Origin of the sequence: Curtobacterium sp. PhB170 (assembly GCF_003752345.1) — a bacterium.
Taxonomy (GTDB): Bacteria; Actinomycetota; Actinomycetes; order Actinomycetales; family Microbacteriaceae; genus Curtobacterium.
This window is the reverse complement of sequence record NZ_RJUM01000010.1, coordinates 534,824-559,780: the sequence shown is the minus strand read 5'-3', so window position 1 is coordinate 559,780 and position 24,957 is coordinate 534,824. Positions and strand designations below refer to the sequence as shown.

Annotated in this window: 35 protein-coding genes; 1 reads left to right on the top strand and 34 read right to left on the bottom strand. The window is 67.5% G+C overall.

Annotated features, from left to right (window positions below; genetic code table 11):
- Positions 1–14: 14 nt before the first annotated feature.
- The 7 genes from EDF40_RS10640 to infA form a co-directional block, all read right to left on the bottom strand.
- Positions 15–1,133, bottom strand: a complete 1,119-nt coding sequence (locus EDF40_RS10640) for a hypothetical protein (RefSeq protein WP_123339474.1) — start codon at positions 1,131–1,133, stop codon at positions 15–17.
- Positions 1,134–1,293: 160 nt separating this feature from the next.
- Positions 1,294–1,863, bottom strand: a complete 570-nt coding sequence (gene rplQ, locus EDF40_RS10635; protein WP_123339473.1) for a 50S ribosomal protein L17 — start codon at positions 1,861–1,863, stop codon at positions 1,294–1,296.
- A 63-nt stretch (positions 1,864–1,926) separates the two neighbouring features.
- The gene (locus tag EDF40_RS10630; RefSeq protein WP_066656999.1) at positions 1,927–2,922 is read right to left on the bottom strand and encodes a DNA-directed RNA polymerase subunit alpha; all 996 of its coding nucleotides are present in this window, start codon (positions 2,920–2,922) and stop codon (positions 1,927–1,929) included.
- A 190-nt stretch (positions 2,923–3,112) separates the two neighbouring features.
- Positions 3,113–3,511, bottom strand: coding sequence for a 30S ribosomal protein S11 (rpsK, locus tag EDF40_RS10625; RefSeq protein WP_017885507.1), 399 nt, complete (start codon positions 3,509–3,511; stop codon positions 3,113–3,115).
- Between the two features lie 9 nt (positions 3,512–3,520).
- Positions 3,521–3,895, bottom strand: coding sequence for a 30S ribosomal protein S13 (gene rpsM / locus EDF40_RS10620; RefSeq protein ID WP_058728274.1), 375 nt, complete (start codon positions 3,893–3,895; stop codon positions 3,521–3,523).
- 186 nt (positions 3,896–4,081) lie between these two features.
- Complete coding sequence (gene rpmJ / locus EDF40_RS10615) at positions 4,082–4,198, bottom strand: 50S ribosomal protein L36 (RefSeq protein WP_071276701.1); 117 nt, start codon at positions 4,196–4,198, stop codon at positions 4,082–4,084.
- A gap of 70 nt (positions 4,199–4,268) precedes the next feature.
- Positions 4,269–4,490 (bottom strand): translation initiation factor IF-1, encoded by a 222-nt coding sequence (infA, locus tag EDF40_RS10610; protein WP_017885509.1) that lies wholly within the window; start codon positions 4,488–4,490, stop codon positions 4,269–4,271.
- 293 nt (positions 4,491–4,783) lie between these two features.
- On the opposite strand from infA, the gene EDF40_RS10605 reads away from it, so the two are divergent.
- Positions 4,784–6,067: an LCP family protein gene (locus EDF40_RS10605; RefSeq protein WP_123339472.1), complete on the top strand. Its 1,284-nt coding sequence runs from the start codon at positions 4,784–4,786 to the stop codon at positions 6,065–6,067.
- A 223-nt stretch (positions 6,068–6,290) separates the two neighbouring features.
- Here EDF40_RS10605 and map read toward each other — a convergent pair whose 3' ends face one another.
- The 27 genes from map to fusA all read right to left on the bottom strand — a co-directional run bounded on the left by map (position 6,291) and on the right by fusA (position 24,920).
- Positions 6,291–7,070 carry a type I methionyl aminopeptidase gene (gene map, locus EDF40_RS10600; RefSeq protein ID WP_243692395.1) on the bottom strand — a complete coding sequence of 260 codons (780 nt, stop codon included), beginning with the start codon at positions 7,068–7,070 and terminating at the stop codon, positions 6,291–6,293.
- Positions 7,071–7,130: 60 nt separating this feature from the next.
- Positions 7,131–7,721 carry an adenylate kinase gene (locus EDF40_RS10595; RefSeq protein ID WP_123339470.1) on the bottom strand — a complete coding sequence of 197 codons (591 nt, stop codon included), beginning with the start codon at positions 7,719–7,721 and terminating at the stop codon, positions 7,131–7,133.
- Entirely contained in the window at positions 7,718–9,040 is a 1,323-nt protein-coding gene (gene secY / locus EDF40_RS10590) for a preprotein translocase subunit SecY (protein ID WP_111083457.1), read from the bottom strand. Before secY ends, EDF40_RS10595 begins: the two co-directional genes overlap by 4 nt.
- Positions 9,041–9,187: 147 nt before the next feature.
- Entirely contained in the window at positions 9,188–9,652 is a 465-nt protein-coding gene (gene rplO, locus EDF40_RS10585; protein WP_027466723.1) for a 50S ribosomal protein L15, read from the bottom strand.
- Positions 9,649–9,834 (bottom strand): 50S ribosomal protein L30, encoded by a 186-nt coding sequence (rpmD, locus tag EDF40_RS10580; RefSeq protein ID WP_173168934.1) that lies wholly within the window; start codon positions 9,832–9,834, stop codon positions 9,649–9,651. Before rpmD ends, rplO begins: the two co-directional genes overlap by 4 nt.
- Positions 9,834–10,700 (bottom strand): 30S ribosomal protein S5, encoded by an 867-nt coding sequence (gene rpsE / locus EDF40_RS10575; protein WP_123339469.1) that lies wholly within the window; start codon positions 10,698–10,700, stop codon positions 9,834–9,836. The genes rpmD and rpsE overlap by 1 nt, the downstream gene beginning before the upstream one ends.
- The gene (gene rplR / locus EDF40_RS10570) at positions 10,697–11,071 is read right to left on the bottom strand and encodes a 50S ribosomal protein L18 (RefSeq protein WP_031259041.1); all 375 of its coding nucleotides are present in this window, start codon (positions 11,069–11,071) and stop codon (positions 10,697–10,699) included. The genes rpsE and rplR overlap by 4 nt, the downstream gene beginning before the upstream one ends.
- A 2-nt stretch (positions 11,072–11,073) precedes the next feature.
- Positions 11,074–11,610, bottom strand: coding sequence for a 50S ribosomal protein L6 (gene rplF, locus EDF40_RS10565; protein WP_111083459.1), 537 nt, complete (start codon positions 11,608–11,610; stop codon positions 11,074–11,076).
- 6 nt (positions 11,611–11,616) lie between these two features.
- Positions 11,617–12,015, bottom strand: coding sequence for a 30S ribosomal protein S8 (rpsH, locus tag EDF40_RS10560; RefSeq protein WP_017885519.1), 399 nt, complete (start codon positions 12,013–12,015; stop codon positions 11,617–11,619).
- 153 nt (positions 12,016–12,168) lie between these two features.
- A complete protein-coding gene (gene rplE / locus EDF40_RS10555; protein WP_111083460.1) occupies positions 12,169–12,762 on the bottom strand; it encodes a 50S ribosomal protein L5 in 594 nt (197 codons plus the stop codon).
- Complete coding sequence (gene rplX / locus EDF40_RS10550) at positions 12,762–13,121, bottom strand: 50S ribosomal protein L24 (protein WP_111083461.1); 360 nt, start codon at positions 13,119–13,121, stop codon at positions 12,762–12,764. The genes rplE and rplX overlap by 1 nt, the downstream gene beginning before the upstream one ends.
- 3 nt (positions 13,122–13,124) lie before the next feature.
- Complete coding sequence (gene rplN, locus EDF40_RS10545) at positions 13,125–13,493, bottom strand: 50S ribosomal protein L14 (RefSeq protein WP_111083462.1); 369 nt, start codon at positions 13,491–13,493, stop codon at positions 13,125–13,127.
- A 31-nt stretch (positions 13,494–13,524) separates the two neighbouring features.
- A complete protein-coding gene (gene rpsQ, locus EDF40_RS10540) occupies positions 13,525–13,809 on the bottom strand; it encodes a 30S ribosomal protein S17 (RefSeq protein ID WP_111083463.1) in 285 nt (94 codons plus the stop codon).
- The gene (gene rpmC, locus EDF40_RS10535; RefSeq protein ID WP_111083464.1) at positions 13,809–14,129 is read right to left on the bottom strand and encodes a 50S ribosomal protein L29; all 321 of its coding nucleotides are present in this window, start codon (positions 14,127–14,129) and stop codon (positions 13,809–13,811) included. Before rpmC ends, rpsQ begins: the two co-directional genes overlap by 1 nt.
- Positions 14,129–14,548 carry a 50S ribosomal protein L16 gene (rplP, locus tag EDF40_RS10530; protein WP_111083465.1) on the bottom strand — a complete coding sequence of 140 codons (420 nt, stop codon included), beginning with the start codon at positions 14,546–14,548 and terminating at the stop codon, positions 14,129–14,131. Before rplP ends, rpmC begins: the two co-directional genes overlap by 1 nt.
- Before the next feature lie 2 nt (positions 14,549–14,550).
- Complete coding sequence (gene rpsC, locus EDF40_RS10525) at positions 14,551–15,363, bottom strand: 30S ribosomal protein S3 (RefSeq protein ID WP_017885527.1); 813 nt, start codon at positions 15,361–15,363, stop codon at positions 14,551–14,553.
- Positions 15,363–15,755, bottom strand: coding sequence for a 50S ribosomal protein L22 (gene rplV / locus EDF40_RS10520; RefSeq protein ID WP_111083466.1), 393 nt, complete (start codon positions 15,753–15,755; stop codon positions 15,363–15,365). The genes rpsC and rplV overlap by 1 nt, the downstream gene beginning before the upstream one ends.
- Positions 15,756–15,780: 25 nt before the next feature.
- Positions 15,781–16,062 carry a 30S ribosomal protein S19 gene (rpsS, locus tag EDF40_RS10515; RefSeq protein ID WP_017885529.1) on the bottom strand — a complete coding sequence of 94 codons (282 nt, stop codon included), beginning with the start codon at positions 16,060–16,062 and terminating at the stop codon, positions 15,781–15,783.
- An 11-nt stretch (positions 16,063–16,073) separates the two neighbouring features.
- Entirely contained in the window at positions 16,074–16,913 is an 840-nt protein-coding gene (rplB, locus tag EDF40_RS10510; protein WP_111083467.1) for a 50S ribosomal protein L2, read from the bottom strand.
- An 18-nt stretch (positions 16,914–16,931) separates the two neighbouring features.
- A complete protein-coding gene (rplW, locus tag EDF40_RS10505) occupies positions 16,932–17,231 on the bottom strand; it encodes a 50S ribosomal protein L23 (RefSeq protein ID WP_111083468.1) in 300 nt (99 codons plus the stop codon).
- On the bottom strand, positions 17,228–17,887 hold the full coding sequence (rplD, locus tag EDF40_RS10500) for a 50S ribosomal protein L4 (protein ID WP_111083469.1): 660 nt from the start codon (positions 17,885–17,887) through the stop codon (positions 17,228–17,230). The genes rplW and rplD overlap by 4 nt, the downstream gene beginning before the upstream one ends.
- Positions 17,888–17,889: 2 nt before the next feature.
- Positions 17,890–18,546 carry a 50S ribosomal protein L3 gene (gene rplC, locus EDF40_RS10495; protein WP_027466731.1) on the bottom strand — a complete coding sequence of 219 codons (657 nt, stop codon included), beginning with the start codon at positions 18,544–18,546 and terminating at the stop codon, positions 17,890–17,892.
- Between the two features lie 12 nt (positions 18,547–18,558).
- A complete protein-coding gene (rpsJ, locus tag EDF40_RS10490; protein ID WP_017885534.1) occupies positions 18,559–18,867 on the bottom strand; it encodes a 30S ribosomal protein S10 in 309 nt (102 codons plus the stop codon).
- Between the two features lie 510 nt (positions 18,868–19,377).
- Positions 19,378–20,205 (bottom strand): DarT ssDNA thymidine ADP-ribosyltransferase family protein, encoded by an 828-nt coding sequence (locus EDF40_RS10485; RefSeq protein ID WP_123293140.1) that lies wholly within the window; start codon positions 20,203–20,205, stop codon positions 19,378–19,380.
- A gap of 79 nt (positions 20,206–20,284) precedes the next feature.
- A complete protein-coding gene (locus EDF40_RS10480) occupies positions 20,285–21,262 on the bottom strand; it encodes a DNA topoisomerase IB (protein ID WP_123293138.1) in 978 nt (325 codons plus the stop codon).
- Between the two features lie 205 nt (positions 21,263–21,467).
- Positions 21,468–22,655 (bottom strand): elongation factor Tu, encoded by a 1,188-nt coding sequence (tuf, locus tag EDF40_RS10475; RefSeq protein ID WP_123293136.1) that lies wholly within the window; start codon positions 22,653–22,655, stop codon positions 21,468–21,470.
- Positions 22,656–22,802: 147 nt separating this feature from the next.
- Positions 22,803–24,920, bottom strand: coding sequence for an elongation factor G (gene fusA, locus EDF40_RS10470; protein WP_111083473.1), 2,118 nt, complete (start codon positions 24,918–24,920; stop codon positions 22,803–22,805).
- Positions 24,921–24,957 lie beyond the last annotated feature (37 nt).

The window sequence follows — 24,957 nt, the reverse complement described above, 5'->3', positions numbered from 1 at the left end:
ACGGGGTCCTCGCGTCAGCCGCGCGGACGGTGGAACGCCGACGGCCCCGTGCGGGTGTCGAGGTTGTCCGTCGCACGGCGCTCGGACTCCACGATGCCGCGGAGCGCCACGAGCGCGGACGCCGTCACCGCGACGTGCGAGGGGTTCTCGCGCGAAGCGTCGAGCGCCTGCTCGAGTCGCTCGATCGCCTTGTCGCCTTCGTCCTCGGGGCACTCCCCGCGGATCATGCACGCGAGCTGACGGAGCGCCTCCGTGAGGGGCTCGGTGAACGCCGGATCCGGACGCCCGATGTTCGCCGACACCGGACCCGACCGGGCGACGAGCTCGGTGAGGTCCGTCGTGTACCAGGCGACCCGTTCGAGCGCGCGGAAGCGTGCCCCGTCCTGCTGGAGCCGGGCCCGTGACCCGCGGAGCGCCCCGCGAGGGTTGATCTTCCGGCTCTCGTGCGCGACGGACACCCGCGCGCGCACGTCGGCGATCGCACGGTCGAGCTTGTCCTGCTGCCGGTTCCAGGCGTCCTCGTCGCGTTTGCCGGTCTCCAGCACGCGCGCGAGCCCCTCGAGGTGCTCGGCCAACACGGCGTTCACCTCGTCGATCCGACGTTCGGCGTCCCAGAAGTGCAGCGGTGGGAACACCAGGAAGTTCACGAGCAGCCCGACGACGACGCCGACGCCCATCTGCACCAGGTACCCGAACGAGTAGCCCTCGGCGTTCGCCCCGCCGACGAGCAGCACGAACAACGCCGCCGTCGAGACCCAGGTACTGCCCTCGCCGAGCACCCGGAACCCGCCGACGAGCACGCCGACGCCGACCGCCAGGGCCACGGCGAGGATCCCCGGGTCGCCCACGAGCATCGTGAAGCCCGCGACGGCGATGCCGAGCAGGATGCCGACGAGCGTCTGGATGCCGTTGCGCAGCCCCGCGTAGACCGTCGTCTGCATCGCGACGATCGCCCCGAGCGGTGCGTAGTACGGGTAGTCGGACGCGACCCCGGGCACGTGCCTGGCGATGAACCAGGCCAGTGCCGCGGCGCCGGCGGCCTTGGCTGCGTGCAGCAGTCGCGGCTGTGTGCCGGACGTGCGGCTCCACCGCCAAGCGCGGCGACCGACGCCCGCGATGTGTTGGAACTCCATGTGGTGACTCTCCCTGTCGGGCGGACACCCTACGGGGCACGCACTGGGAAGGCGACGGTCCTGCGTTCTCCGGACGTCGGGGTGCAGGGGTAGCGCTCCCGAACGCGACGAAGCCCCCGCGACCTGGGTCGCGGGGGCTTCGTCGTGGTGACGCGGGGTCCTACTTGGTGTCGTCGCTCTTCTCGGCGGCGTCGGCCTCGACCTCGGCGGCAGCCTCGGTCTCGGTCTCCGACTCGACCGGCGCGGACTCCTCGGTGGTCTCGGTCTGCTCGACCGGGGCCTCCTCGGTGGTCTCGTCGGCGGCCGGCTCCTCGACCGGAGCGGCGGCGGCCGGAGCCGCGGTGCGCTTCACCGGGGCGGGCGTGCCCGACACCGGCTCGAGGACGAGCTCGATCGACGCGAGCGGGGCGTTGTCGCCCTTGCGGAAGCCGAGCTTCGTGATGCGGGTGTAGCCGCCCTGACGGTCCTCGACCTGCGGGGCGATCTCCGTGAACAGCGTGTGCACGACGGACTTGTCGCGCAGGGTCGCGATGACCCGACGACGAGCGTGCAGGTCGCCGCGCTTCGCGAACGTGATGAGCCGCTCGGCGACCGGACGGAGGCGCTTGGCCTTCGTCTCGGTGGTCGTGATGCGACCGTGCGTGAAGAGGGCGTTGGCGAGGTTGCTCAGGAGCAGGCGCTCGTGAGCGGGACCGCCACCGAGGCGGGGGCCCTTGGTGGGCTTCGGCATGTCAGTTCTCCAGTGGTGAAAGTGGTGCGCGCGGTGTCAGCGCGCTTGCGCGTGAGCGCGAGATCAGTTGTTGGACTCGTCCTCGTCGTACCCGCTGTAGAAGTGGGCGCCGTCGAATCCGGGGACGGTGTCCTTGAGGGACAGGCCGAGCTCGGTGAGCTTGTCCTTGACCTCGTCCACCGACTTCTGACCGAAGTTGCGGATGTTCATGAGCTGCGTCTCCGACAGGGCGACGAGCTCGGACACCGTGTTGATGCCCTCGCGCTTCAGGCAGTTGTAGCTGCGGACCGACAGGTCGAGGTCCTCGATCGGGGTCTGCAGCTCGTTCGACAGGACAGCGTCGACCGGCGCGGGGCCGATCTCGATGCCCTCTGCGGCCGTGTTGAGCTCGCGAGCGAGCCCGAACAGCTCGACCAGCGTGCGACCGGCCGACGCGATGGCGTCGCGCGGCGTGATCGCCGGCTTCGACTCGACGTCGACGACCAGGCGGTCGAAGTCCGTGCGCTCACCGGCACGCGTCGCCTCGACGCGGTAGGTGACCTTGAGGACCGGCGAGTAGATCGAGTCGATCGGGATCTGACCAGCCTCGGAGAACTCGGAACGGTTCTGCGTGGCCGAGACGTAGCCGCGGCCGCGCTCGATCGTGAGCTCGAGCTCGAACCGCGCGGTGTCGTTCAGGGTCGCGATGACGAGGTCCGGGTTGTGGATCTCGACGCCGGCCGGAGCGGAGATGTCCGCTGCGGTGACCTGACCGGCACCCTGCTTGCGCAGGTACGCGGTGATCGGCTCGTCGTGCTCGCTGGAGACGACGAGGCTCTTGATGTTGAGGATGATCTCGGTGACGTCTTCCTTCACACCGGGAACGGTGCTGAATTCGTGGAGGACACCGTCGATGCGGATGCTGGTGACAGCCGCGCCGGGGATCGAGGAGAGGAGCGTGCGGCGCAGCGAGTTGCCGAGGGTGTAACCGAAGCCCGGCTCGAGCGGCTCGATGACGAAGCGCGAGCGGTGCTCGGAGATCGACTCCTCGGTCAGGGTGGGGCGCTGTGCAATGAGCACTGTGGGATTCCTTTCGGCGAAGTGTCCGCTATATGACACTTGGCGGTACGACGGGGCCGCGTGGGCCCCGACGGGTCTGTTGAGTTGTGATCACGCGCACCGATGTGCGCGATCGAACGACCAGGAATGGCCGCGGGCCCTGCCCGACCCCGTCAGGGGACGAGCAGGGCGCGGCCGGTTGCTCCTCGCGTCAGACGCGACGACGCTTCGGCGGGCGGCAACCGTTGTGCGCCTGCGGAGTGACGTCGTTGATCGAACCGACCTCGAGGCCAGCGGCCTGGAGCGAACGGATCGCGGTCTCGCGGCCCGAACCCGGACCCTTCACGAAGACGTCGACCTTCTTGACGCCGTGCTCCTGCGCCTGACGCGCAGCGGACTCGGCGGCGAGCTGCGCCGCGAACGGCGTCGACTTGCGCGAACCCTTGAAGCCCACGGCACCCGAGGACGCCCAGCTGAGGACGGCACCCGACGGGTCGGTGATGCTGACGATCGTGTTGTTGAACGTGCTCTTGATGTGGGCCTGGCCCACTGCGACGTTCTTCTTCTCCTTGCGGCGCGGCTTGCGCGCGGCAGTCTTGGGGGTAGCCATCGGGGTCTCCTATCGAGCCTTCTTCTTGCCTGCCACGGTGCGCTTCGGTCCCTTGCGGGTACGCGCGTTGGTCTTGGTGCGCTGACCGCGCACCGGGAGACCACGACGGTGGCGAAGACCCTCGTAGCTACCGATCTCGACCTTGCGACGGATGTCGGCTGCCACCTCGCGGCGGAGGTCACCCTCCACCTTGAAGTTGCCCTCGATGAAGTCACGGAGGGCGACGAGCTGGTCGTCGGTCAGGTCCTTGACGCGGATGTCACCGGAGATACCGGTCTCGGCGAGTGCCTGGACCGCGCGGGTACGGCCGACGCCGTAGATGTACGTGAGTGCGATCTCCACGCGCTTCTCGCGCGGGATGTCGACGCCTGCTAGACGTGCCATGTGATGGCTGCTCCTGTTGTCGATGGAGGTGTGGAGCAGTACCGGTGCCCGGGCCTCCGACCCGAGGTGTCCCCCGGTCGTCGTGCGACCGGGTTCTGGTACTGCGTTGTCGATCTTCAGTTGTGGGTCGTGCTCGAGCAGCCTGCTGTCCGAGGGACAGCGTCGGCGCCGGTCACGCGCCCGGGACTAGCCCTGGCGCTGCTTGTGACGCGGGTTGCTCTTGCAGATCACCATGACGCGGCCCTTGCGGCGGATCACTCGGCAGTGCTCGCACATGGGCTTGACGCTGGGGTTGACCTTCATTGTTCTTTCCTCGTGCTCGCTGGCTTCGTGCGCGGCAGGATTGCCGAGCCGTTCCTTTCCAGCTCGCGGATCACTTGTAGCGGTAGACGATCCGGCCGCGGGTCAGGTCGTACGGGCTCAGCTCCACGATCACGCGGTCCTCGGGGAGGATGCGGATGTAGTGCTGGCGCATCTTCCCGGAGATGTGCGCGAGGACCTTGTGTCCGTTCGTCAGCTCAACGCGGAACATCGCGTTGGGCAGAGCTTCGAGCACCGAGCCTTCGATCTCGATGACGCCGTCTTTCTTGGCCATAGCCTCACTGTCGCTTGGTTGTGGAACAGGTGTGATCCCCGAACCGGTCTGCGGGTCGGTCGCCACACCCGAGAGGGCATGACACACCAAAGATCGATCCTATGTGGTAAACCCGCAATTGCCAAGTGCGCGCTCGGCACGCCCCCTCACCTGGGGCTTCCGGGGGCGTGCCTGAGTGTTCCACAGTGGTTTGACGGCGCGCTCAGGGCCGACGCCCCCGCCCGGACCGTAGCGTTGCTCCGCAGCCACGTCCGCCGCCCAGTACCCCGCGCGGACCACCGAACGGAGACCACGTGCCCGACGCCAGACGACGCCCCTTCGCCGCACACGGCAAGCAGGCCCGCCGTCGCGGCTGGACCACGCTGGTGACCGTCGTGGCCTCGGCGCTGGCCGTCGTGCTCGTGAGCGGGACGAGCGTCGCCGCCATCGCCGGCGCCCAGCTGGCGACCGCGCCGCAGACCGTGCAGCTCAGCACCGACGACCAGAGCACCGCGAAGACCGCCGACATCACGGCCATCAAGGGCGGCGCGAACATCCTGCTCATCGGCAGCGACACCCGCGTCGGCCAGTTCGACTCCGACGAGGACGTCGAGGGCGCCCGCAACGACGTCACGATGCTCATCCACGTCTCGCAGGACCACCAGCAGCTCACCGCGGTCAGCTTCCCCCGCGACCTGATGGTCCCGATCCCCGCGTGCACGAACCCCGCGACCGGCACGACGTACCCCGCGTCGACCTCGGCGATGTTCAACACGGCACTCGGCAACGGCGGCGTCTCGTGCGTCGTCGACACCGTCGAGAACCTCACCGGCCTCAGCATCCCCTACGCCGGTCTCATCACCTTCGACGGCGTGATCGAGATGTCGAACGCCCTGGGCGGCGTCGACGTCTGCGTCGCGGAGCCCATCGATGACACCTTCACCGGCCTGCACCTCACCGCCGGCTCGCACAACCTCGAGGGCTCCGACGCCCTCGCGTTCCTGCGCACCCGCCACGGCGTCGGCGACGGCAGCGATCTGGCCCGGATCAGCTCGCAGCAGGTGTTCCTGTCGGCGCTGCTCCGCAAGGTCACCTCCGACGGCACCCTGTCGAACCCCATCACGCTCTACAAGCTCGCCGGCGCAGCCCTGTCGAACATGACGCTGTCCGACGGCCTGGCCCAGACCCGCACCCTCGTCGGCCTCGCTTCCGCACTGCGCGGCATGAGCACCGCCAACATGCTCTTCGTGCAGTACCCCGTCGCCGACGACCCCGACGACAGCGCGCGGGTGATCGTCGACCAGGAGACCGCCCACACGCTCAACGTGGCGCTGCAGAACGACGTGAAGTCCTCGCTGAGCGACTCGAGCACCGGGCGCGCGTCAGAGGAGTCGCCGACCGCCGGGGGCGCCGCGACGACGGCACCGTCGACCGGCACCACGCCGTCCGACACGTCGTCGTCGGCGTCGAGCGGGGCACCATCGGGCACCTCGTCCTCGGCGAGCTCGTCCGCCACGAGTACGGCGACGTCGACCCCGCTGCCCTCGTCGATCACCGGACAGAGCGCCTCCGAGCAGACCTGCTCCGTCGGCAACTGACCGCGTCGCGAGACGCCGTCGTCCTGGCACGACACCCCCGAACGCACGAGACGCCGCCGAATCCGACGGCGTCTCGGCGTCTTGCCGGCGTCTCCGCACGACGACGGCGTCTCGCGCGGCCGTGGACGTGGGACCGCCAGGCGCGCGCTGCGCGACGGAGCCGCGCCGAGCCTCCCGGTCGGGGTGCACGGCCGGCAGTGGCGTGTCGGACTGGAGGCCCGTCCTACGGGATCGGGACGGGCGTCACGCCCAGCGGGGCCAGGCCCGCAGCGCCGCCGTCGGCGGCCGTCAGGACCCACACGCCGTCGGCGTGCACCGCGACGCTGTGCTCCCAGTGCGCGGCGTCCTTGCCGTCCATCGTGCGGACGGTCCAGTCGTCGTCGTCCGTCGAGCTGTCGATCGTGCCCGCGGTGACCATCGGCTCGATGGCCACCACCAGGCCGGGCTTCACCGCCGGACCGGCACCGCGGACGCGGTAGTTGAAGACCGGCGGGTCCTCGTGCATGGAGCGACCGATGCCGTGCCCCGTGTAGTCCTCGACGATGCCCCAGGCACCGGTCTCGTCGATGGCGTCCTCGACCGCGGAACCGACCTCGTGCAGGTTCTTCGCGTGGGCGAGCGCCGCGATGCCGTGCCAGAGCGATCGCTCCGTGGTGTCGCAGAGGGTCTGGCGCGCTGCGGACACCTCGGCGTCACCACCGGGGACGACCGTGGTGAACGCGCTGTCGCCGTTCCAGCCGTCGACCTCGGCACCGGCGTCCACCGACACGATGTCACCGGGAGCGAGCACGCGGTCACCGGGGATGCCGTGCACGATCTCGTCGTTCACGGACACGCACAGCGTGTGCCGGTAGCCCGGCACGAGCTGGAAGTTCGGGATCCCGCCGCCGTCGCGGATCGTCCGCTCGGCGATCGCGTCGAGCTCACCCGTCGTGATGCCGGGACGGATCGCCGCACGCACTGCGTCGAGCGCCTCAGCGGTCAGCAACCCGGGGCGCACCATGGAGCGGAGCTCGTCCGGCGTCTTGTAGATCGAGGGCTTGCGGAAACGGACCACGCCGGGTCAGACGCCCGCGGTCAGCCCGCGAGCCGACAGCGCGGCCTGGATGCGGTCGCCGACCTCGTCGATCGCGCCGAGGCCGTCGACGTCGAGCACGAGGCCGCGTTCGCCGTAGGCACCGACGATCGGAGCGGTCTGCTCGGTGTAGACCTGCTGGCGACGACGGATCGTCTCCTCGTTGTCGTCGCTGCGGCCCTGCTGCTCGGCGCGCTTGAGCAGCCGGCCGACGAGCTCGTCCTGGTCGGCGACGAGCTGCACGACCGCGTCGATGCCGGTGCCCTGCTCAGCGAGCAGCGCGTCGAGGTACTCGACCTGTCCGACCGTGCGCGGGTACCCGTCGAGCAGGAACCCCTCGGCAGCGTCCGCCTCGTTCAGGCGGGACTTCACGAGCTCGTTCGTCAGGGAGTCCGGCACGTAGTCGCCGGCGTCCATGATCGCCTTGGCCTGCACACCGAGCGGCGTGCCCTCTGCGACGTTCTTGCGGAAGATGTCGCCCGTCGAGACGGCCGGGATCCCGAAGGACTCGGCGATCCGTCCGGCCTGGGTGCCCTTCCCCGCTCCGGGGGGTCCGACGATGATGAGACGTGCGCTCAACGGAGAAGCCCTTCGTAGTGACGCTGCTGCAGCTGCGAGTCGATCTGCTTCACGGTCTCGAGACCGACACCCACGATGATCAGGATGCTCGCGCCACCGAACGGGAAGTTCTGGTTCGCGCCGAACAGCGCCAGTGCTGCCAGCGGGATGAGCGCGATGAAACCGAGGTAGAGCGAGCCGGGCAGCGTCACCCGGGTGAGGACGTAGTCGAGGTACTCGGCGGTCGGACGACCGGCACGGATGCCGGGGATGAACCCGCCGTACTTCTTCATGTTGTCGGCGACCTCTTCGGGGTTGAAGGTGATCGCCACGTAGAAGTACGTGAACCCGACGATGAGCAGGAAGTACAGCACCATGTAGAACAGGTTGTCGCCGGAGACGAGGTTGTTCTCGATCCAGGTGACCCACGCTGCGGGCTCGGAGCCGTCCGAGGGCTTGTTGAACTGCGCGACCAGGGCCGGCAGGTAGAGCAGCGACGACGCGAAGATGACGGGCACGACGCCGGCCATGTTCACCTTGATCGGGATGTACGTGTTGTTGCCGCCGTACGTGCGCCGGCCGACCATGCGCTTGGCGTACTGCACCGGGATCCGCCGCTGTGACTGCTCGACGAACACGACGGCCATCATGATGACCAGTCCGACCAGGATGACGAACAGGAAGAGCTCGAACGACTGCGACTGCTCGATGGCCCAGAGCGCCGACGGGAACTGCGCCGCGATCGACGTGAAGATGAGGAGCGACATGCCGTTGCCGATGCCGCGCTCGGTGACGAGCTCGCCCATCCACATGATGAGGCCGGTACCGGCGGTCAGGGTGACGACCATCAGCATGATCGCGTACCAGCTGTCGTTCGAGATGATCGACGAGCAGGAGGACGACGCGTTCGTTCCGAAGAGGGCACCTGAGCGGGCGACCGTGATCAGGGTGGTGGACTGCAGCACGCCCAGCGCGATCGTGAGGTAGCGCGTGTACTGCGTCAGCTTCGCCTGACCGGACTGGCCCTCCTTGTAGAGGGAGTCGAAGTGCGGGATGACCACGCGCAGGAGCTGCACGATGATCGACGACGTGATGTACGGCATGATGCCGAGCGCGAAGACCGAGAGCTTCAGCAGCGCGCCGCCGGAGAACAGGTTGATCAGGTCGTAGAGACCGCCGGACGACGAGGCGCTGGCGAGACAGCTCTGCACGGCCGCGTAGTCGACGAACGGTGCCGGGATGTACGACCCGAGGCGGAACAGCGCGATGATCGCGAGGGTGAAGCCGATCTTCTTGCGAAGATCAGGGGTGCGCATGATGCGCGCGACCGCTCTGAACACGAGGACTCCGAACTTCTGGGACCGGGGCCGTCGATCGCGGCCGTTCCGGTGTCGGTCGGCAGGGCCGACCAGGCTGGCGGATGCCGGCCACTGTCAAGGAAACCGTAACGGCGGCCCGTGCGCAAACGCACGGGCCGCCGACGGGGGTTACTGGGAGACGGTGCCGCCAGCAGCCACGATCTTCTCGGCGGCGGACGCCGAGACCTTGTCGACCGTGACCGTGATCTTCACGGTGATGTCACCCTGACCGAGAACCTTGACCTTCTCGTTCTTGCGGACGGCGCCCTTGGCGACCAGGCCCGCCACGGTGACGTCGCCACCATCGGGGTAGAGCTCCGAGATCTTGTCCAGGTTCACGACCTGGTACTCGACCCGGAACGGGTTCTTGAACCCGCGGAGCTTCGGGGTGCGCATGTGCAGCGGCATCTGCCCACCCTCGAAGCCGACCCGGACCTGGTAACGGGCCTTCGTGCCCTTGGTACCACGCCCAGCGGTCTTGCCCTTCGAGCCCTCACCGCGACCCACACGGGTGCGGTCCTTCTTGGCGCCCTCTGCGGGGCGGAGGTGGTGCAGCTTCAGCACCTGCACGCGCTCGTTCTTCTCGTCGCTCATGCGTCGACCTCCTCGACCTTCACGAGGTGCGCCACCGTTGCGATGTACCCGCGGTTCTGGGCGTTGTCCTCACGCTCGACCGTACGGCCGATGCGCTTGAGACCCAGGCTGCGGAGCGTGTCGCGCTGGTACTGCTTCTCGCTGATAACGGACTTGATCTGCGTGATCTTCAGCGTCGCCATCACGCACCTGCCTTCTCGGTCGCGGCACGCAGTGCTGCAGCCTCGGCCTGGAGCAGACGAGCCGGGACGACCCGCTCGACGTCGAGGCCACGACGGCTCGCGACGGCGCGGGGCTCCTCGAGCTGCTTCAGAGCCTCGACGGTCGCGTGCACGATGTTGATGGTGTTCGACGAACCGAGCGACTTGCTCAGGACGTCGTGGATGCCCGCGCACTCGAGCACGGCGCGGACGGGACCACCGGCGATGACACCGGTACCCGGGCCGGCCGGACGCAGGAGGACGACGCCAGCAGCGGCTTCACCCTGCACGGGGTGCGGGATGGTGTTGCCGACGCGGGGGACGCGGAAGAAGTTCTTCTTCGCCTCTTCGACACCCTTGGAGATCGCCGTGGGGACCTCCTTGGCCTTGCCGTAGCCGACGCCCACGAGGCCGTTGCCGTCACCGACGACGACGAGCGCCGTGAAGCTGAAGCGACGACCACCCTTGACGACCTTCGACACGCGGTTGATGGTCACCACGCGCTCGAGGAACTGGCTGTCGCCACCGCGGTTGTTGCGGTCGCGGCCCTGCTGACGGTCACGACCGCCACCACGACGGCCACGGTTGTCAGCGGAGTCGCGGTTGTTCGATGCGGAACCGGCAGCGGTCTCGACGGGACGCTCGGCGACGGCAGGTGCCTCCGCCTCCTTGCCCTTCGCGGCGGTGTCGGTGCCCTCAGCGGCTGCCTCGGTGCCCTCAGCAGTTGCCTCGGTGCCCTCAGCGGTGGCCTCGGTGGCCTCCGTGCTCGCCTCGGTGGTCTCGACGGCGTCCGTGGCCTCGACGGCCTCGGTCTTGGCGTCTTCGTTGGTGTTCGCGTTGTCGCTCACAGGTTCAGCCCTCCTTCACGGGCACCATCGGCGATCGCGGCGACGCGACCGGCGTACTTGCTGCCACCGCGGTCGAAGACCACGGCCTCGACGCCAGCCGACTTCGCGCGCTCGGCGAGGAGCTCACCGACGCGACGGGCCTTGGCGGTCTTGTCGCCGTCGAACGAGCGGAGGTCTGCCTCCATCGTCGAGGCGCTTGCGAGGGTGTGACCCTTCGCGTCGTCGATGACCTGCACGAACACGTGACGCGACGAGCGGGTGACGGCGAGACGGGGACGAGCCTCGGTGCCGGTGATCTTCTTGCGGAGACGGTTGTGACGACGCGCCTTGGCGGCCGCCTTGCTCTTGCCTCGTGTCTTGAGGAGTCCCATGATCACTTACCTGACTTTCCGGCCTTGCGGCGCACGTTCTCGCCGGCGTAACGGACACCCTTGCCCTTGTACGGCTCGGGCTTCCGGAGCTTCCGGATGTTCGCCGCCACTTCGCCGACTGCCTGCTTGTCGATGCCGGCGACCGTGACCTTGTTGTTGCCCTCGACCGCGAAGCTGATGCCCGCGGGCGGCTCGACCGTGATCGAGTGGGAGTACCCGAGCGCGAACTCGAGGTTCGAGCCCTTCGCCTGCACGCGGTAACCGGTGCCGACGACCTCGAGGCCCTTGGTGTAGCCCTGGGTCACGCCGATGATGTTGTTGGCGATGAGGGTACGGGTCAGGCCGTGGAGCGAACGCGACTCGCGCTCGTCGTCCGGACGGGTGACGAGAACCTGGTTCTCCTCGACCTTGGCCTGGATGGGCTCCGCGATGACGAGCGCGAGCTCGCCCTTCGGGCCCTTGACCGCCACGCTCTGACCGTCAACGGAGACGGTCACGCCGGCGGGGATGTCGATGGGAAGACGTCCGATTCGTGACATTGTCGATCACCACACGTAGGCGAGGACTTCCCCACCCACGCCCTTCTGCTCGGCTTCGCGGTCGGTCAGCAGGCCGGACGAGGTCGAGAGGATCGCCACGCCGAGGCCACCGAGGACCTGGGGGATCTCCGTCGACTTCGCGTAGACCCGGAGGCCCGGCTTCGACACGCGCTTGATGCCGGCGATCGAACGCTCGCGCTCGGGGCCGTACTTCAGGTCGATGGTGAGGGTCTGCCCGACTCGGGCGTCCTCCACCTTCCACTCGCTGATGTAGCCCTCACGCTTGAGGATGTCGGCGATGTTCTTCTTGAGCTTGGAGCTCGGGAGCGCGACGGCGTCGTGGTGCGCGGAGTTCGCGTTCCGCAATCTGGTCAGCATGTCTGCGACCGGATCGGTCATCGTCATGATGTTCGTCCATTTCTCGCCTGGTTTCGACACCCGTTCCACGAATGCCGACCTGAGCGATCGAGTGATCCCGGGGCGGTTCCCCAGGATCGGTGTGTTCGTGCGTGCGGGCCGGAGGACGTGAATCCTCCGGCCCGCACCGCCCGAAGTAGTTTAGACCGTCTGCTCGTTGGAGCGGAACGGGAAGCCGAGCTGACGGAGCAGCGCGCGTCCCTCGTCGTCCGTCTTCGCGGTGGTGACGACAGTGATGTCGAAGCCGCGGACACGGTCGATGCGGTCCTGGTCGATCTCGTGGAACACGGACTGCTCCGAGAGACCGAACGTGTAGTTGCCGTTCCCGTCGAACTGCTTGTCGCTGAGACCGCGGAAGTCGCGGATGCGGGGCAGTGCGAGGGAGATCAGGCGGTCGAGGAACTCCCAGGCGCGGTCACCACGGAGGGTGACGTGCGCACCGATCGCCTGACCCTCGCGCAGCTTGAACTGCGCGATGGACTTGCGGGCGATGTTGACCTGGGGCTTCTGACCCGTGATCGCCGTGAGGTCCTTGATGGCCCCTTCGATGATCTTCGAGTCGCGAGCGGCCTCGCCGACACCGGTGTTCACGACGACCTTGACCAGGCCGGGGACCTGGTTGACGTTCGCGTAGCCGAACTGCTCGGTGAGCGTGGCCTTGATCTCGTCCTTGTACTTCTGCTTGAGGCGCGGCTGGGCCTTGGGGGCCTCAGTCGTTGCAGTCGTGTCAGTCATCAGAGCGTTTCACCTGACTTCTTGGCGTAGCGGACACGGACGGTCTTCTTGACCCCGCCCTTCTCCACCTCTTCGGTACGGAAGCCGACGCGGGTCGGCTTCTTCGTCTTCGGGTCGACGAGGGCGACGTTGGACACGTGGATCGAGGCTTCGTGCTTCTCGATGCCACCCGTCTTCGAGCCGCGCTGGGTCTGGCCGACGCGGACGTGCTTCGTGACGAAGTTCACGCCCTCGACGACGACGCGCTGCTTGTCCTTGAGGACCTCGATGACCTTGCCCTGCTTGCCACGGTCGCCGCCACGCTCCTGCGTCGCGCCCGTGATGACCTGGACGAGGTCACCCTTCTTGATGTTCGCCATGGCTTACAGCACCTCCGGCGCGAGCGAGATGATCTTCATGAACTTCTTGTCACGGAGCTCGCGACCGACCGGACCGAAGATGCGCGTACCGCGCGGGTCGCCGTCGGCCTTGAGGATCACTGCCGCGTTCTCGTCGAACTTGATGTAGGAGCCGTCCTGACGACGGGTCTCCTTCTTGGTGCGAACGATGACCGCCTTGACGACGTCACCCTTCTTCACGTTGCCGCCGGGGATGGCGTCCTTCACCGTGGCGACGATGACGTCACCGAGACCGGCGTAGCGACGACCCGAACCACCGAGCACGCGGATGGTCAAGATCTCCTTGGCACCCGTGTTGTCGGCGATCTTCAGGCGGGATTCCTGCTGAATCACTGCTGTCTCCTATTCCGAAGCAGGCCGAGGCCTACTTGGCCTTCTCGAGGATCTCGACCAGGCGCCAGCGCTTGGAAGCGCTGAGGGGACGGGTCTCGCTGATCACGACGAGGTCGCCGACACCAGCGGTGCCGAGCTCGTCGTGGGCCTTCACCTTGGACGTGCGACGGATGATCTTGCCGTAGAGCGCGTGCTTCACGCGGTCCTCGACCTCGACCACGATGGTCTTGTCCATCTTGTCGCTGGTCACGTAGCCGCGACGCGTCTTGCGGTAGCCGCGAGTGAGGGCGGCGGAGGTCTTCTCTTCGTTCGCCATTACTTCTCCTCGGCGGTCTCGGCCTCGGTCGACTCAGCCGGCTTGTCAGCCTTCTTCGTCGTCTTCTTGGCCTTGGTGGCGGTCTCGACGGGCGCGGGAGTGGCACGGATGCCGAGCTCGCGCTCGCGGAGGACGGTGTAGATGCGAGCGATGTCGCGCTTGACGGCACGGAGACGACCGTGGCTCTCCAGCTGGCCGGTGGCCGACTGGAAGCGGAGGTTGAAGAGTTCCTCCTTGGCCTTCTTCAGCTCGTCAGCGAGACGCTCGTTCTCGAACGTGTCGAGCTCCGTCGGACGGAGCTCCTTGGAACCGATCGCCATTATGCGTCGCCCTCCTCGCGCTTGATGATGCGTGCCTTGAGGGGCAGCTTGTGGATTGCACGGGTCAGCGCCTCACGGGCGATGTCCTCGGTGACGCCGGAGAGCTCGAAGAGCACACGACCCGGCTTGACGTTGGCGACCCACCACTCGGGCGAGCCCTTACCGGAACCCATGCGGGTCTCAGCCGGCTTCTTCGTGAGCGGACGGTCCGGGTAGATGTTGATCCAGACCTTGCCGCCACGCTTGATGTGACGCGTCATGGCGATACGAGCGGACTCGATCTGACGGTTGGTCACGTACGCCGGGGTGAGGGCCTGGATGCCGTAGTCGCCGAAGCTGACCTTGGTACCACCGGTTGCCTGACCCGAACGCTTCGGGTGGTGCTGCTTACGGTGCTTGACTCGACGGGGAATAAGCATGGTTACGCCTCAACTCCTGCGCCGGCCGGCGCGTCCTGCGGGGCCTGCTGCGGGCGGCGGTCACCGCGGTCGCCGCCACGACGGTCGCCGCCACGGTCACCACGCTCGCCGCGCGGGCCGCCACGACGCTCGGGGCGCGACGAACGCTGGTTCGCCTGCTCGCGAGCGAGCTCCTTGTTCGTGATGTCGCCCTTGTAGATCCAGACCTTCACGCCGATGCGGCCGAACGTGGTCCGGGCCTCGTAGAAGCCGTAGTCGATGTTCGCGCGGAGGGTGTGCAGCGGCACACGGCCTTCGCGGTAGAACTCCGAACGGGACATCTCGGCGCCGCCGAGACGGCCCGACACCTGGATGCGGACACCCTTGGCGCCGGCGCGCTGTGCACCCTGCAGGCCCTTGCGCATGGCGCGACGGAACGCGACACGAGCGGAGAGCTGCTCGGCGATGCCCTGCGCGACGAGCTGGGCCTCGGTCTCGGGGTTCTTGACCTCGAGGATGTTCAGCTGGATCTGCTTCTTGGTGAGCTTCTCGAGCTCACCGCGAACGCGCTCCGCCTCGGCGCCGCGGCGGCCGATGACGATGCCCGGACGCGCCGTGTGGATGTCCACGCGGACACGGTCACGGGTGCGCTCGAGCTCGATGCGAGCAACACCGGCGCGGTCGAGGGTCTTCTTCAGGTACTCGCGCACCTTGATGTCCTCGGCCACGTAGTCGGCGTAGCGCTGACCGGCCTTCTTGCTGTCGGTGAACCAGTGCGAGACGTGGTCCGTCGTGATCCCGAGACGGAAGCCGTACGGGTTGACCTTCTGGCCCATTAGTTGCTCGCCTTCTTGCTCGTCGCGGCAGCCTCGGCCTCTTCCGGCGTCGCGAGGACGACCGTGATGTGGCTGGTGCGCTTGTTGATGCGGAAGGCCCGGCCCTGGGCGCGCGGCTGGAACCGCTTCAGGGTCGTTCCCTCGTCGACGAAGACACGGCTCACGTAGAGGTCGCGCTCGTCGAGGAAGCTGTTCGTCGAGTCAGCCTTCACCCGGGCGTTCGCGATCGCCGAGGCGACCAGCTTGTACACGGGCTCCGAAGCGCCCTGCGGGGCGAACTTCAGGATGGCGAGCGCCTCGTGGGCCTGCTTGCCGCGGATCAGCTCGATGACGCGACGGGCCTTCTGAGGCGTGACGCGGATGTGTCGCACGCGTGCGATCGACTCCACCATTTCGTTCCTCCTCTGCGTCCCCGCGTTAGCGGCGACGGCCCTTCTTGTCGTCCTTCACGTGACCACGGAAGGTGCGGGTCGGCGCGAACTCGCCGAGCTTGTGACCGACCATCGACTCGGTGACGAACACCGGGATGTGCTTGCGGCCGTCGTGCACCGCGATGGTGTGACCGAGCATGTTCGGGACGATCATCGACCGTCGCGACCAGGTACGGATCACGTTCTTGGTGTTGGCCTCGTTCTGCGTGACGACCTTGCGGAGCAGGTGCTCGTCGACGAAGGGGCCCTTCTTCAGACTGCGTGGCATCTTCTGAACTCCTACTTGCGCTTCTTGCCGGCGTTACGGCGACGGACGATGAGCTTGTCGCTCGGCTTGTTCGGCTTGCGCGTGCGACCCTCGGCCTGGCCCCAGGGGCTGACCGGGTGACGACCACCGGAGGTCTTGCCCTCGCCACCACCGTGGGGGTGGTCGACCGGGTTCATCGCGACACCACGCACGGTCGGGCGGACGCCCTTCCAGCGCATGCGGCCGGCCTTGCCCCAGTTGATGTTCGACTGCTCGGCGTTGCCGACCTCGCCGATCGTGGCGCGGCAGCGTGCGTCGACGTTGCGGACCTCGCCCGACGGCAGACGGAGCTGCGCGTAGGGGCCGTCCTTGGCGACGAGACGCACCGAGGCGCCAGCCGAGCGGGCCATCTTCGCGCCGCCACCGGGGCGGAGCTCGATGGCGTGCACGACGGTACCCACGGGGATGTTGCGCAGCGGCAGGTTGTTACCGGGCTTGATGTCGGCGCCGGGGCCCTGCTCGATGACGTCGCCCTGCTTGAGCTTGTTCGGCGCGATGATGTACCGCTTCGTGCCGTCCACGTAGTGCAGGAGCGCGATGCGCGCAGTGCGGTTGGGGTCGTACTCGATGTGAGCGACCTTGGCGTCCACGCCGTCCTTGTCGGAGCGACGGAAGTCGATCACGCGGTACTGGCGCTTGTGGCCACCACCAATGTGACGCGTGGTGATGCGGCCGGAGCTGTTGCGACCACCGGTCTTCGGCAGCGGACGAAGCAGGGACTTCTCCGGAGTCGAACGGGTGATCTCAGCGAAGTCGGCGACCGACGAGCCGCGACGACCGGGGGTCGTCGGCTTGTAGTTACGAATAGCCATGATTTATCCCTCTGGTCCTCAGCCGACAGCCGTGAAGATGTCGATCGAACCGGACTTGAGCGTCACGATGGCGCGCTTGGTGTCCTTGCGCTTGCCGAGACCGAACTTGGTGCGACGGGTCTTGCCCGGGCGGTTCAGCGTGTTGATGCTCGCGACCTTGACTTCGAAGATCTTCTCGATGGCGAGCTTGATCTCGGTCTTGTTCGAACGGGGGTCCACGATGAACGTGTACTTGCCCTGGTCGATGAGCGCGTAGCTCTTCTCCGAGACGACCGGCGAGATGATGACGTCGCGCGGGTCCTTGTTGAAGCCGCTCATGCGGTGATCTCCTTCGCGGTCTTCGACGCGATGAAGGCGTCGAGGGCGCTCTTGCTGAAGACGACGGCGTCCGACTTGAGGACGTCGTAGGCGTTCAGCTGGCCGTACGAGAGCGCGTGGACGTTCGGCAGGTTGCGGATCGACTTGAGCGTCAGCTCGTCGTTCGACTCGAGCACGATCAGCACGTGCTTGACGGGCGCGACCTTCTCGAGGAGCGTGCGAGCGACCTTGGTCGACGGCACATCGGCCTCGACGAAGCCGTCGACAGCCGAGATGCGGCCACCGCGGGCGCGGTCCGAGAGCGAGCCGAGCAGCGCTGCGGCGATCATCTTCTTGGGGGTGCGCTGCGAGTAGTCGCGGGGGGTCGGTCCGTGGACGACGCCACCACCGGTGTGCTCGGGAGCACGGACGGAACCCTGACGGGCGCGGCCGGTGCCCTTCTGCTTGAACGGCTTGCGACCGGCACCGCGGACTTCGCCGCGGTTCTTGGTCTTGTGGGTGCCCTGACGCGCGGCTGCGAGCTGCGCGGTGACGACCTGGTGGATCAGCGGGACGTTGGTCTCGACGTCGAAGAGAGCTGCGGGCAGCTCGACGGTGCCGGACTTGACACCCGATGCGTCGAGGACGTCGATCGTGGTTGCGGTCGTGGTGGCCATGATCACTTACCCTTCACGGCGGTGCGGACGAAGACGGAGCGGCCACGAGCACCGGGGACGGCGCCCTTGACGAGCAGCAGACCCTTCTCGGCGTCGACGGCGTGCACCGTGAGGTTGAGGACGGTCACGCGGTCGCCACCCATACGACCGGCCATGCGCATGCCCTTGAAGACACGCGACGGGGTCGAGGAAGCACCGATCGAGCCGGGCTTGCGGTGGTTGCGGTGTGCACCGTGCGAGGCGCCGACGCCGTGGAAGCCGTGGCGCTTCATGACACCGGCGAAGCCCTTGCCCTTGGAGGTACCGACGACGTCGACCTTCTGGCCCGCCGTGAACGTGCCGTCCACGGTGAGCTCCTGGCCGAGCGTGTACTCAGCGGAATCGTTGGTCCGGATCTCGGTGAGGGTGCGACGCGGGGTCACGCCAGCGGCCTCGAAGTGGCCAGCGGCCGGCTTGTTGACCTTGCGCGGGTCGATGGCACCGGCGGCGATCTGGATCGCCTCGTAGCCGTCGCGCTCAGCGTTGCGGATCTGGGTGACCACGTTCGGGCCGACCTCGATCACGGTGACGGGGATGAACTTGTTGTTCTCGTCCCACACCTGGGTCATCCCGAGCTTCTTGCCGAGGAGGCCCTTGACGGTCTTGGTTGAGTTCGCCATTGGTCAGCCCCCTTACAGCTTGATCTCGATGTTGACGTCTGCCGGCAGGTCGAGTCGCATGAGCGAGTCAACGGCCTTCGGCGTCGGGTCGACGATGTCGATGACCCGCTTGTGCGTGCGCTTCTCGAAGTGCTCGCGCGAGTCCTTGTACTTGTGAGGGGAACGGATCACTGCGATCACGTTCTTCTCGGTGGGGAGTGGCACCGGGCCGACCACGGTTGCACCGGCACGGGTCACCGTGTCGACGATCTTCCGGGCCGACGTGTCGATGACCTCGTGGTCATACGACTTGAGCCGGATGCGGATCTTCTGTCCCGCCATGTGTCTCTTGTCCTCTCTCTGCGCCGCGCACCCGCAGGCCGCCTGACGCCGCTCGGCTCCGCATTGCTGCAGACCGTGCTGTTTTCCTGAACCAACCGGCCGCATCCGCTGGGGATGACCGCTGTTCACCTGTCAACCGCGCGGGCGACCTTGGCCGTCCAGCGTGGGCAATCGACTTCCTCGCACTCCGGGCGCAACAGTGTCGCGTCCGTCATGACCTCGGGGAGTCGTGTTCTGCTGCCTGCGGCCCAACCCAGCCCTGCTGAACAGGGGGGTTGTGCACTGCCAGAGCAGTGATCCTGCGGACTCGCACCCGCGGGGAATTCGGAACCGGACAAGTCTCGCATGTCCCGAGCCCACGTGCAACCCGGGCGTGTCGCGATGTGCCGGGCGTGTCGACACCGGCTCGCTTCCCCGGATCCACGCGGATCGGACGGCCTGGAGGCACGAGTCGCCGCCGCAACGCGGAGCGCCCTCCGGACATGGTCCGGAGGGCGCTCGTGGAGACGGTTACTCGGCCGTCACCGGGGGGACGAACCACGGCGGGAAGACCGCCACGCGCGGCGCGTGGCCGCCGTGGTCGGCGAGCACCGCACGGACCGTCTGACGGGCCTTGTCGTTCGGGACACCGATCACCGCGACGGACGAGAACGGCACGCTCGGCCCCGCGAGGAGCTCGAGTCCGAGCATCTCGGGGTCGGAGAAGTCGGTGCGGCGGATCAGGTTCGTCCCGGCGTCGGGGCCGACGGCGAACCGGACGTCGTCGGCGTCGGCGTCCTGGTCGGCGACGACCACCGAGTCACCGAACGCCGAGACCGGGACGACGAGCACGACGTAGTCCACCGCGCGCGTGCGTCGGGCAGCGTCGGACCACCGCTCCCCGACTGCGCCGGTGCGGAGTTCGTCCCACCGGACGGCATCCGGCGACAGGGTGAACGGCACGTGGCTCGCGATGGTGCTGCCGTCGGGCGCCTCGGCCTCGGCGCGTGCGGCTCGGGTCTCGGGGCTGCTGACGTCGACGGCGGGCTCCGCCTGGTCGGCCGCCAGGATGGCGCCGGACCCGACGATGCCGTCGAGGTTGTCGATGTGGGTCACGTGGTGCGCACGCAGCGACGCGAACACACGAGCCTCGGGCAGGTCGGCCGACGACGACCGGAGCGACGTCGGTGAACGCAGCGACGTCCCGGGGCCGGAGGCCGGCGGGTCGACGCGCAGGTTGGTGGTGATGCGGGTCCGCCGTGGCGCCGGAGCGGCTGGGATCGCCGACTCCTCACGCTGCCGGGGCGCGCAGATGTCGCAGAGCTCGGTGGGGAAACCGTGGATGCACTCGTCAGTCACGACTGTTGTGGGTCCTTCCGTGCCGTGTGGGGTGGTCCGGCACGTCGACCAACGCTACGTCATCCGGACGCTCCCGGGGTCATTGTCGGTAGAGCAGTGCCCGGACCTCGGACTCGGCGGCGTGGATCCGGGCCGGATCGATGGTCTCGCCGTGCTCGTAGGCATCGAGCAGCCGCGGGTCGATGTAGCTCTGCCGGCACACCGTCGGGGTGTTGCCGAGCTCGTCGCTCGCGGCCTTGACGGCATGGGACACCGCACGCTTCCGCTTCGCCTGCGAGGACAGCGGACCGGTCTGCGCCAGGTCGACGGCGGCGGCCACCGTGCCGTGCAGGGTGCGGAAGTCCTTCGCCGTGAAGTCGTCACCCGCACGCTCCTTGACGTAGGCGTTGATGTCCTCGGCGGACAGCGGCTCCCACTCGTCACCACGGCGTTCGCGGAACGACAGCAGTCGAGCGTTCGGCCCGCGGCGCTTCATGCCGGCGATCACGGTCGCGAGGTCCGCGTCGTGGATCGACGACGACCACTCCTGCCCGCTCTTGCCGGGGAAGTCGAGCTCGATGTCGTCACCGGAGACGTGGGCGTGCGCGCACAGCAGGGTCGACAGTCCGCGGCTGCCGTGCTCGCTGGCGTACCGCTCCGAACCGACCCGCAGCGATCCCTGGTCGAGCATCCGGAACGCTGCGGCCAGCGCTCGGCGGCGATCGGGTTCCGGTCGTCGGAGGTCCTGCGTGACCCCGCGCCGTGCGACCGGCAGCGACTCCGCGAGGGCGAGCGCCCGGTCGTACTTGATCCGGTCCATCCGTTCGCGCCACGACGGGTGGTACATGTACTGGCGGCGTCCGGCTCCGTCGATGCCGGTCGCGAGGACGTGCCCGTTCTCGTACGGCGAGATCCAGACGTCGTCCCACGCCGGCGGGATAACGAGGTCCTCGAGCCGCTGACGCACTGCAGCATCGGTGACGGTCGCACCGTCGGGGTCGCGGTACGAGAAGCCGCGGCCGCTCCGGACACGGTGGTAGCCACGACCGGAGGTCGTGGAACGGCGCAGACGAGTCACCCGGCCGAGCCAACTCCCCGGTGCCTGGGACGCCGTACGGGGCGGACGGACGCCGTCGTGGCGGGCGTACCCCGGGCCTCCCGTCCGCCGCCCGCCAGGGCCGTGAACGGCCGACAGTGGCTCCGAGCGCTGCCATGTCGACCGGTGCAACGACACAGCGGGGCCGAGCCCGAAGGCTCGACCCCGCTGAAGCAGGTAACCGGAGTTACTTGAGGATCTTCTCGACCGTACCGGCGCCGACCGTACGACCACCCTCACGGATGGCGAAACGGAGGCCCTCTTCCATGGCGATCGGCTGGATCAGCTCGACGGTCATGGCGACGGTGTCACCGGGCATGACCATCTCGGTGCCCTCGGGCAGCGTGATGACGCCGGTGACGTCCGTGGTGCGGAAGTAGAACTGCGGACGGTAGTTCGCGTAGAACGGGTTGTGACGCCCGCCCTCTTCCTTGGTCAGGATGTAGGAGTTCGCCTGGAACTCGGTGTGCGGCGTGACCGAACCCGGCTTCACGACGACCTGGCCGCGCTCCACGTCCTCGCGCTTGAGGCCACGGATGAGCAGACCGGTGTTGTCACCGGCGACCGCCTGGTCGAGCAGCTTGCGGAACATCTCGATGCCCGTGACCGTGGTCTTCTGCGTCGCGCGGATGCCGACGATCTCGACCTCGGCGTTCAGGTTGAGCGTTCCACGCTCGACACGACCGGTGACGACCGTTCCACGACCGGTGATCGTGAAGACGTCCTCGATCGGCATCAGGAAGGGCTGGTCGGTGGCGCGCACCGGGTCCGGCACGTGCTCGTCGACCTGGGCCATGAGCTCCTGGACCGACTTGACCCACTTCTCGTCGCCCTCGAGCGCCTTGAGCGCCGAGACCTGCACGACGGGGGCGTCCTCGTCGAACTGCTGCGAGCCGAGGAGCTCGCGGACCTCGAGCTCGACGAGCTCCAGGATCTCCTCGTCGTCCACCATGTCGGACTTGTTCAGCGCGACGACGATGTAGGGGACGCCGACCTGGCGGGCGAGCAGCACGTGCTCACGCGTCTGGGGCATCGGGCCGTCGGTGGCGGCGACCACGAGGATCGCGCCGTCCATCTGCGCCGCACCCGTGATCATGTTCTTCACGTAGTCGGCGTGACCGGGGGCGTCGACGTGCGCGTAGTGACGCTTCTCGGTCTGGTACTCGACGTGCGAGATGTTGATCGTGATGCCGCGCTGCCGCTCCTCGGGAGCGTTGTCGATCTGCGCGAAGTCACGGGCCTCGTTGAGGTCCGGGTACTGGTCGTGCAGAACCTTGGTGATCGCCGCCGTGAGCGTGGTCTTGCCGTGGTCGACGTGACCGATGGTTCCGATGTTGACGTGCGGCTTGGTGCGCTCGAACTTGGCCTTGGCCACTGTGGGTCCTCCTCAGGACTCGGAAGCGTCATCCCCGGCCGGCCCTGGATGGGCTCGCGACCGTTGATGCGCGGTGTGTGTCTGTACTTTACTTGGTGGCGAGGGGCCCGTCGCCGGGCACCCCCGCCTGTGGAGAAGCGCTGAGCGCTACTCCCCCGCGTTCTTCGCGATGATCTCCTCGGCGACCTTGGCCGGGACCTGGCTGTAGGTCTCGAAGGTCATCGAGTAGACCGCACGACCAGAGGTCTTCGACCGCAGGTCGCCGACGTAGCCGAACATCTCGGACAGCGGCACGCTCGCGCGGACCACCTTGACGCCCGAGGCGTCCTCCATCGAGGCGATCTGGCCACGACGGGAGTTCAGGTCACCGATGACGTCGCCCATGTACTCCTCAGGAGTACGGACCTCGACGGCCATGATCGGCTCGAGGATCGCGGGACCGGCCTTGCGGGCCGCTTCCTTGTAGGCGATGGAACCAGCGATCTTGAACGCCATCTCGGACGAGTCGACGTCGTGCGCCGCGCCGTCCTTGAGGATGGCCTTCACGCCGACGGTCGGGTAGCCCGCGAGGATGCCGACCTGCATGGCGTCCTGGATACCGGCGTCGACCGAGGGGATGTACTCGCGCGGGACGCGGCCACCGGAGGTCGCGTTGACGAACTCGTAGACCTTCTCGCTCGTGACCTCCATCGGCTCGAGCGCGATCTGCACCTTCGCGAACTGGCCGGAACCACCGGTCTGCTTCTTGTGGGTGTAGTCGTAGCGCTCGACGATCTTGGTGAGCGTCTCGCGGTAGGCCACCTGGGGCTTGCCGACGCTCGCCTCGACGTGGAACTCGCGCTTCATGCGGTCGACGAGGATGTCGAGGTGGAGCTCGCCCATGCCCTTGATCGTCGTCTGACCGGTCTCGGCGTTGAGCTCGACGCGGAACGTCGGGTCCTCTTCGGCGAGCTTCTGGATGGCCGTGGAGAGCTTCTCCTGGTCAGCCTTCGTGTTCGGCTCGATCGCGACCTCGATGACCGGCTCCGGGAACGTCATCGACTCGAGGACGACCTGGTTGGTCGGGTCACACAGGGTGTCACCGGTGGTGGTGTCCTTGAGGCCGATGACCGCGTAGATGTGGCCAGCGGTCACGTTGGCGACCGGGTTCTCCTTGTTGGAGTGCATCTGGAAGATCTTCCCGATGCGCTCCTTCTTGCCCTTGGTCGAGTTGATGACCTGTGCGCCGGACTCGATCGAGCCGGAGTACACGCGGACGTAGGTGAGGCGACCGAAGAAGGGGTGCACCGCGACCTTGAACGCGAGAGCCGAGAACGGCTCCGACGCGTCGGGCTTGCGGATGATCTCCTTCTCCTCGTCCTTGACGTCGTGGCCGATCATCGGCGGCACGTCGAGCGGGGACGGGAGGTAGTCGATGACGGCGTCGAGCATCGGCTGGACACCGCGGTTCTTGAACGCGGAACCGCACAGCACCGGGTAGAGCGTGCTGCTCACGGTGAGGGCGCGGATCGCGGCCTTGATCTCGTCGACCGAGAAGTCGGTGTCGCCCTCGAGGTAACGCTCCATGAGGACGTCGTCCGCCTCGGCCACGCGCTCGATGAGCTTCTCGCGGTACTCGGCGGCGCGGTCCTGCAGGTCGGCCGGGATCTCTTCGATCTCGTACTTCGCACCCATCGCGACGTCACCCTTGGCGTCGCCGCGCCAGGTGAGTGCACGCATCTGGACGAGGTCGACGACGCCTTCGAACGAGCTCTCCGAACCGATCGGAAGCTGGAGCACGAGGGGCTCCGCACCGAGGCGGTTGATGATCGTGTCGACGGTGTAGTAGAAGTCCGCGCCGAGCTTGTCCATCTTGTTGACGAAGCAGATGCGCGGGACGTTGTACTTGTCCGCCTGACGCCACACGGTCTCGGACTGGGGCTCGACGCCCTCCTTGCCGTCGAAGACGGCGACCGCACCGTCGAGGACGCGGAGCGAACGCTCCACCTCGACCGTGAAGTCCACGTGACCGGGGGTGTCGATGATGTTGATCTGGTTGTTGTCCCAGAAGCAGGTCGTCGCGGCCGACGTGATCGTGATGCCGCGCTCCTGCTCCTGCGCCATCCAGTCCATCGTGGCAGCGCCGTCGTGGACCTCACCGATCTTGTGCGTGATGCCCGTGTAGAACAGGATGCGCTCGGTCGTCGTGGTCTTGCCGGCATCGATGTGCGCCATGATGCCGATGTTGCGGACCTTGTTCAGGTCGGTGAGCACGTCCTGTGCCACAGGGTTCCTCCGGAAGAGTTGTAGGAGAGGTTGGCGG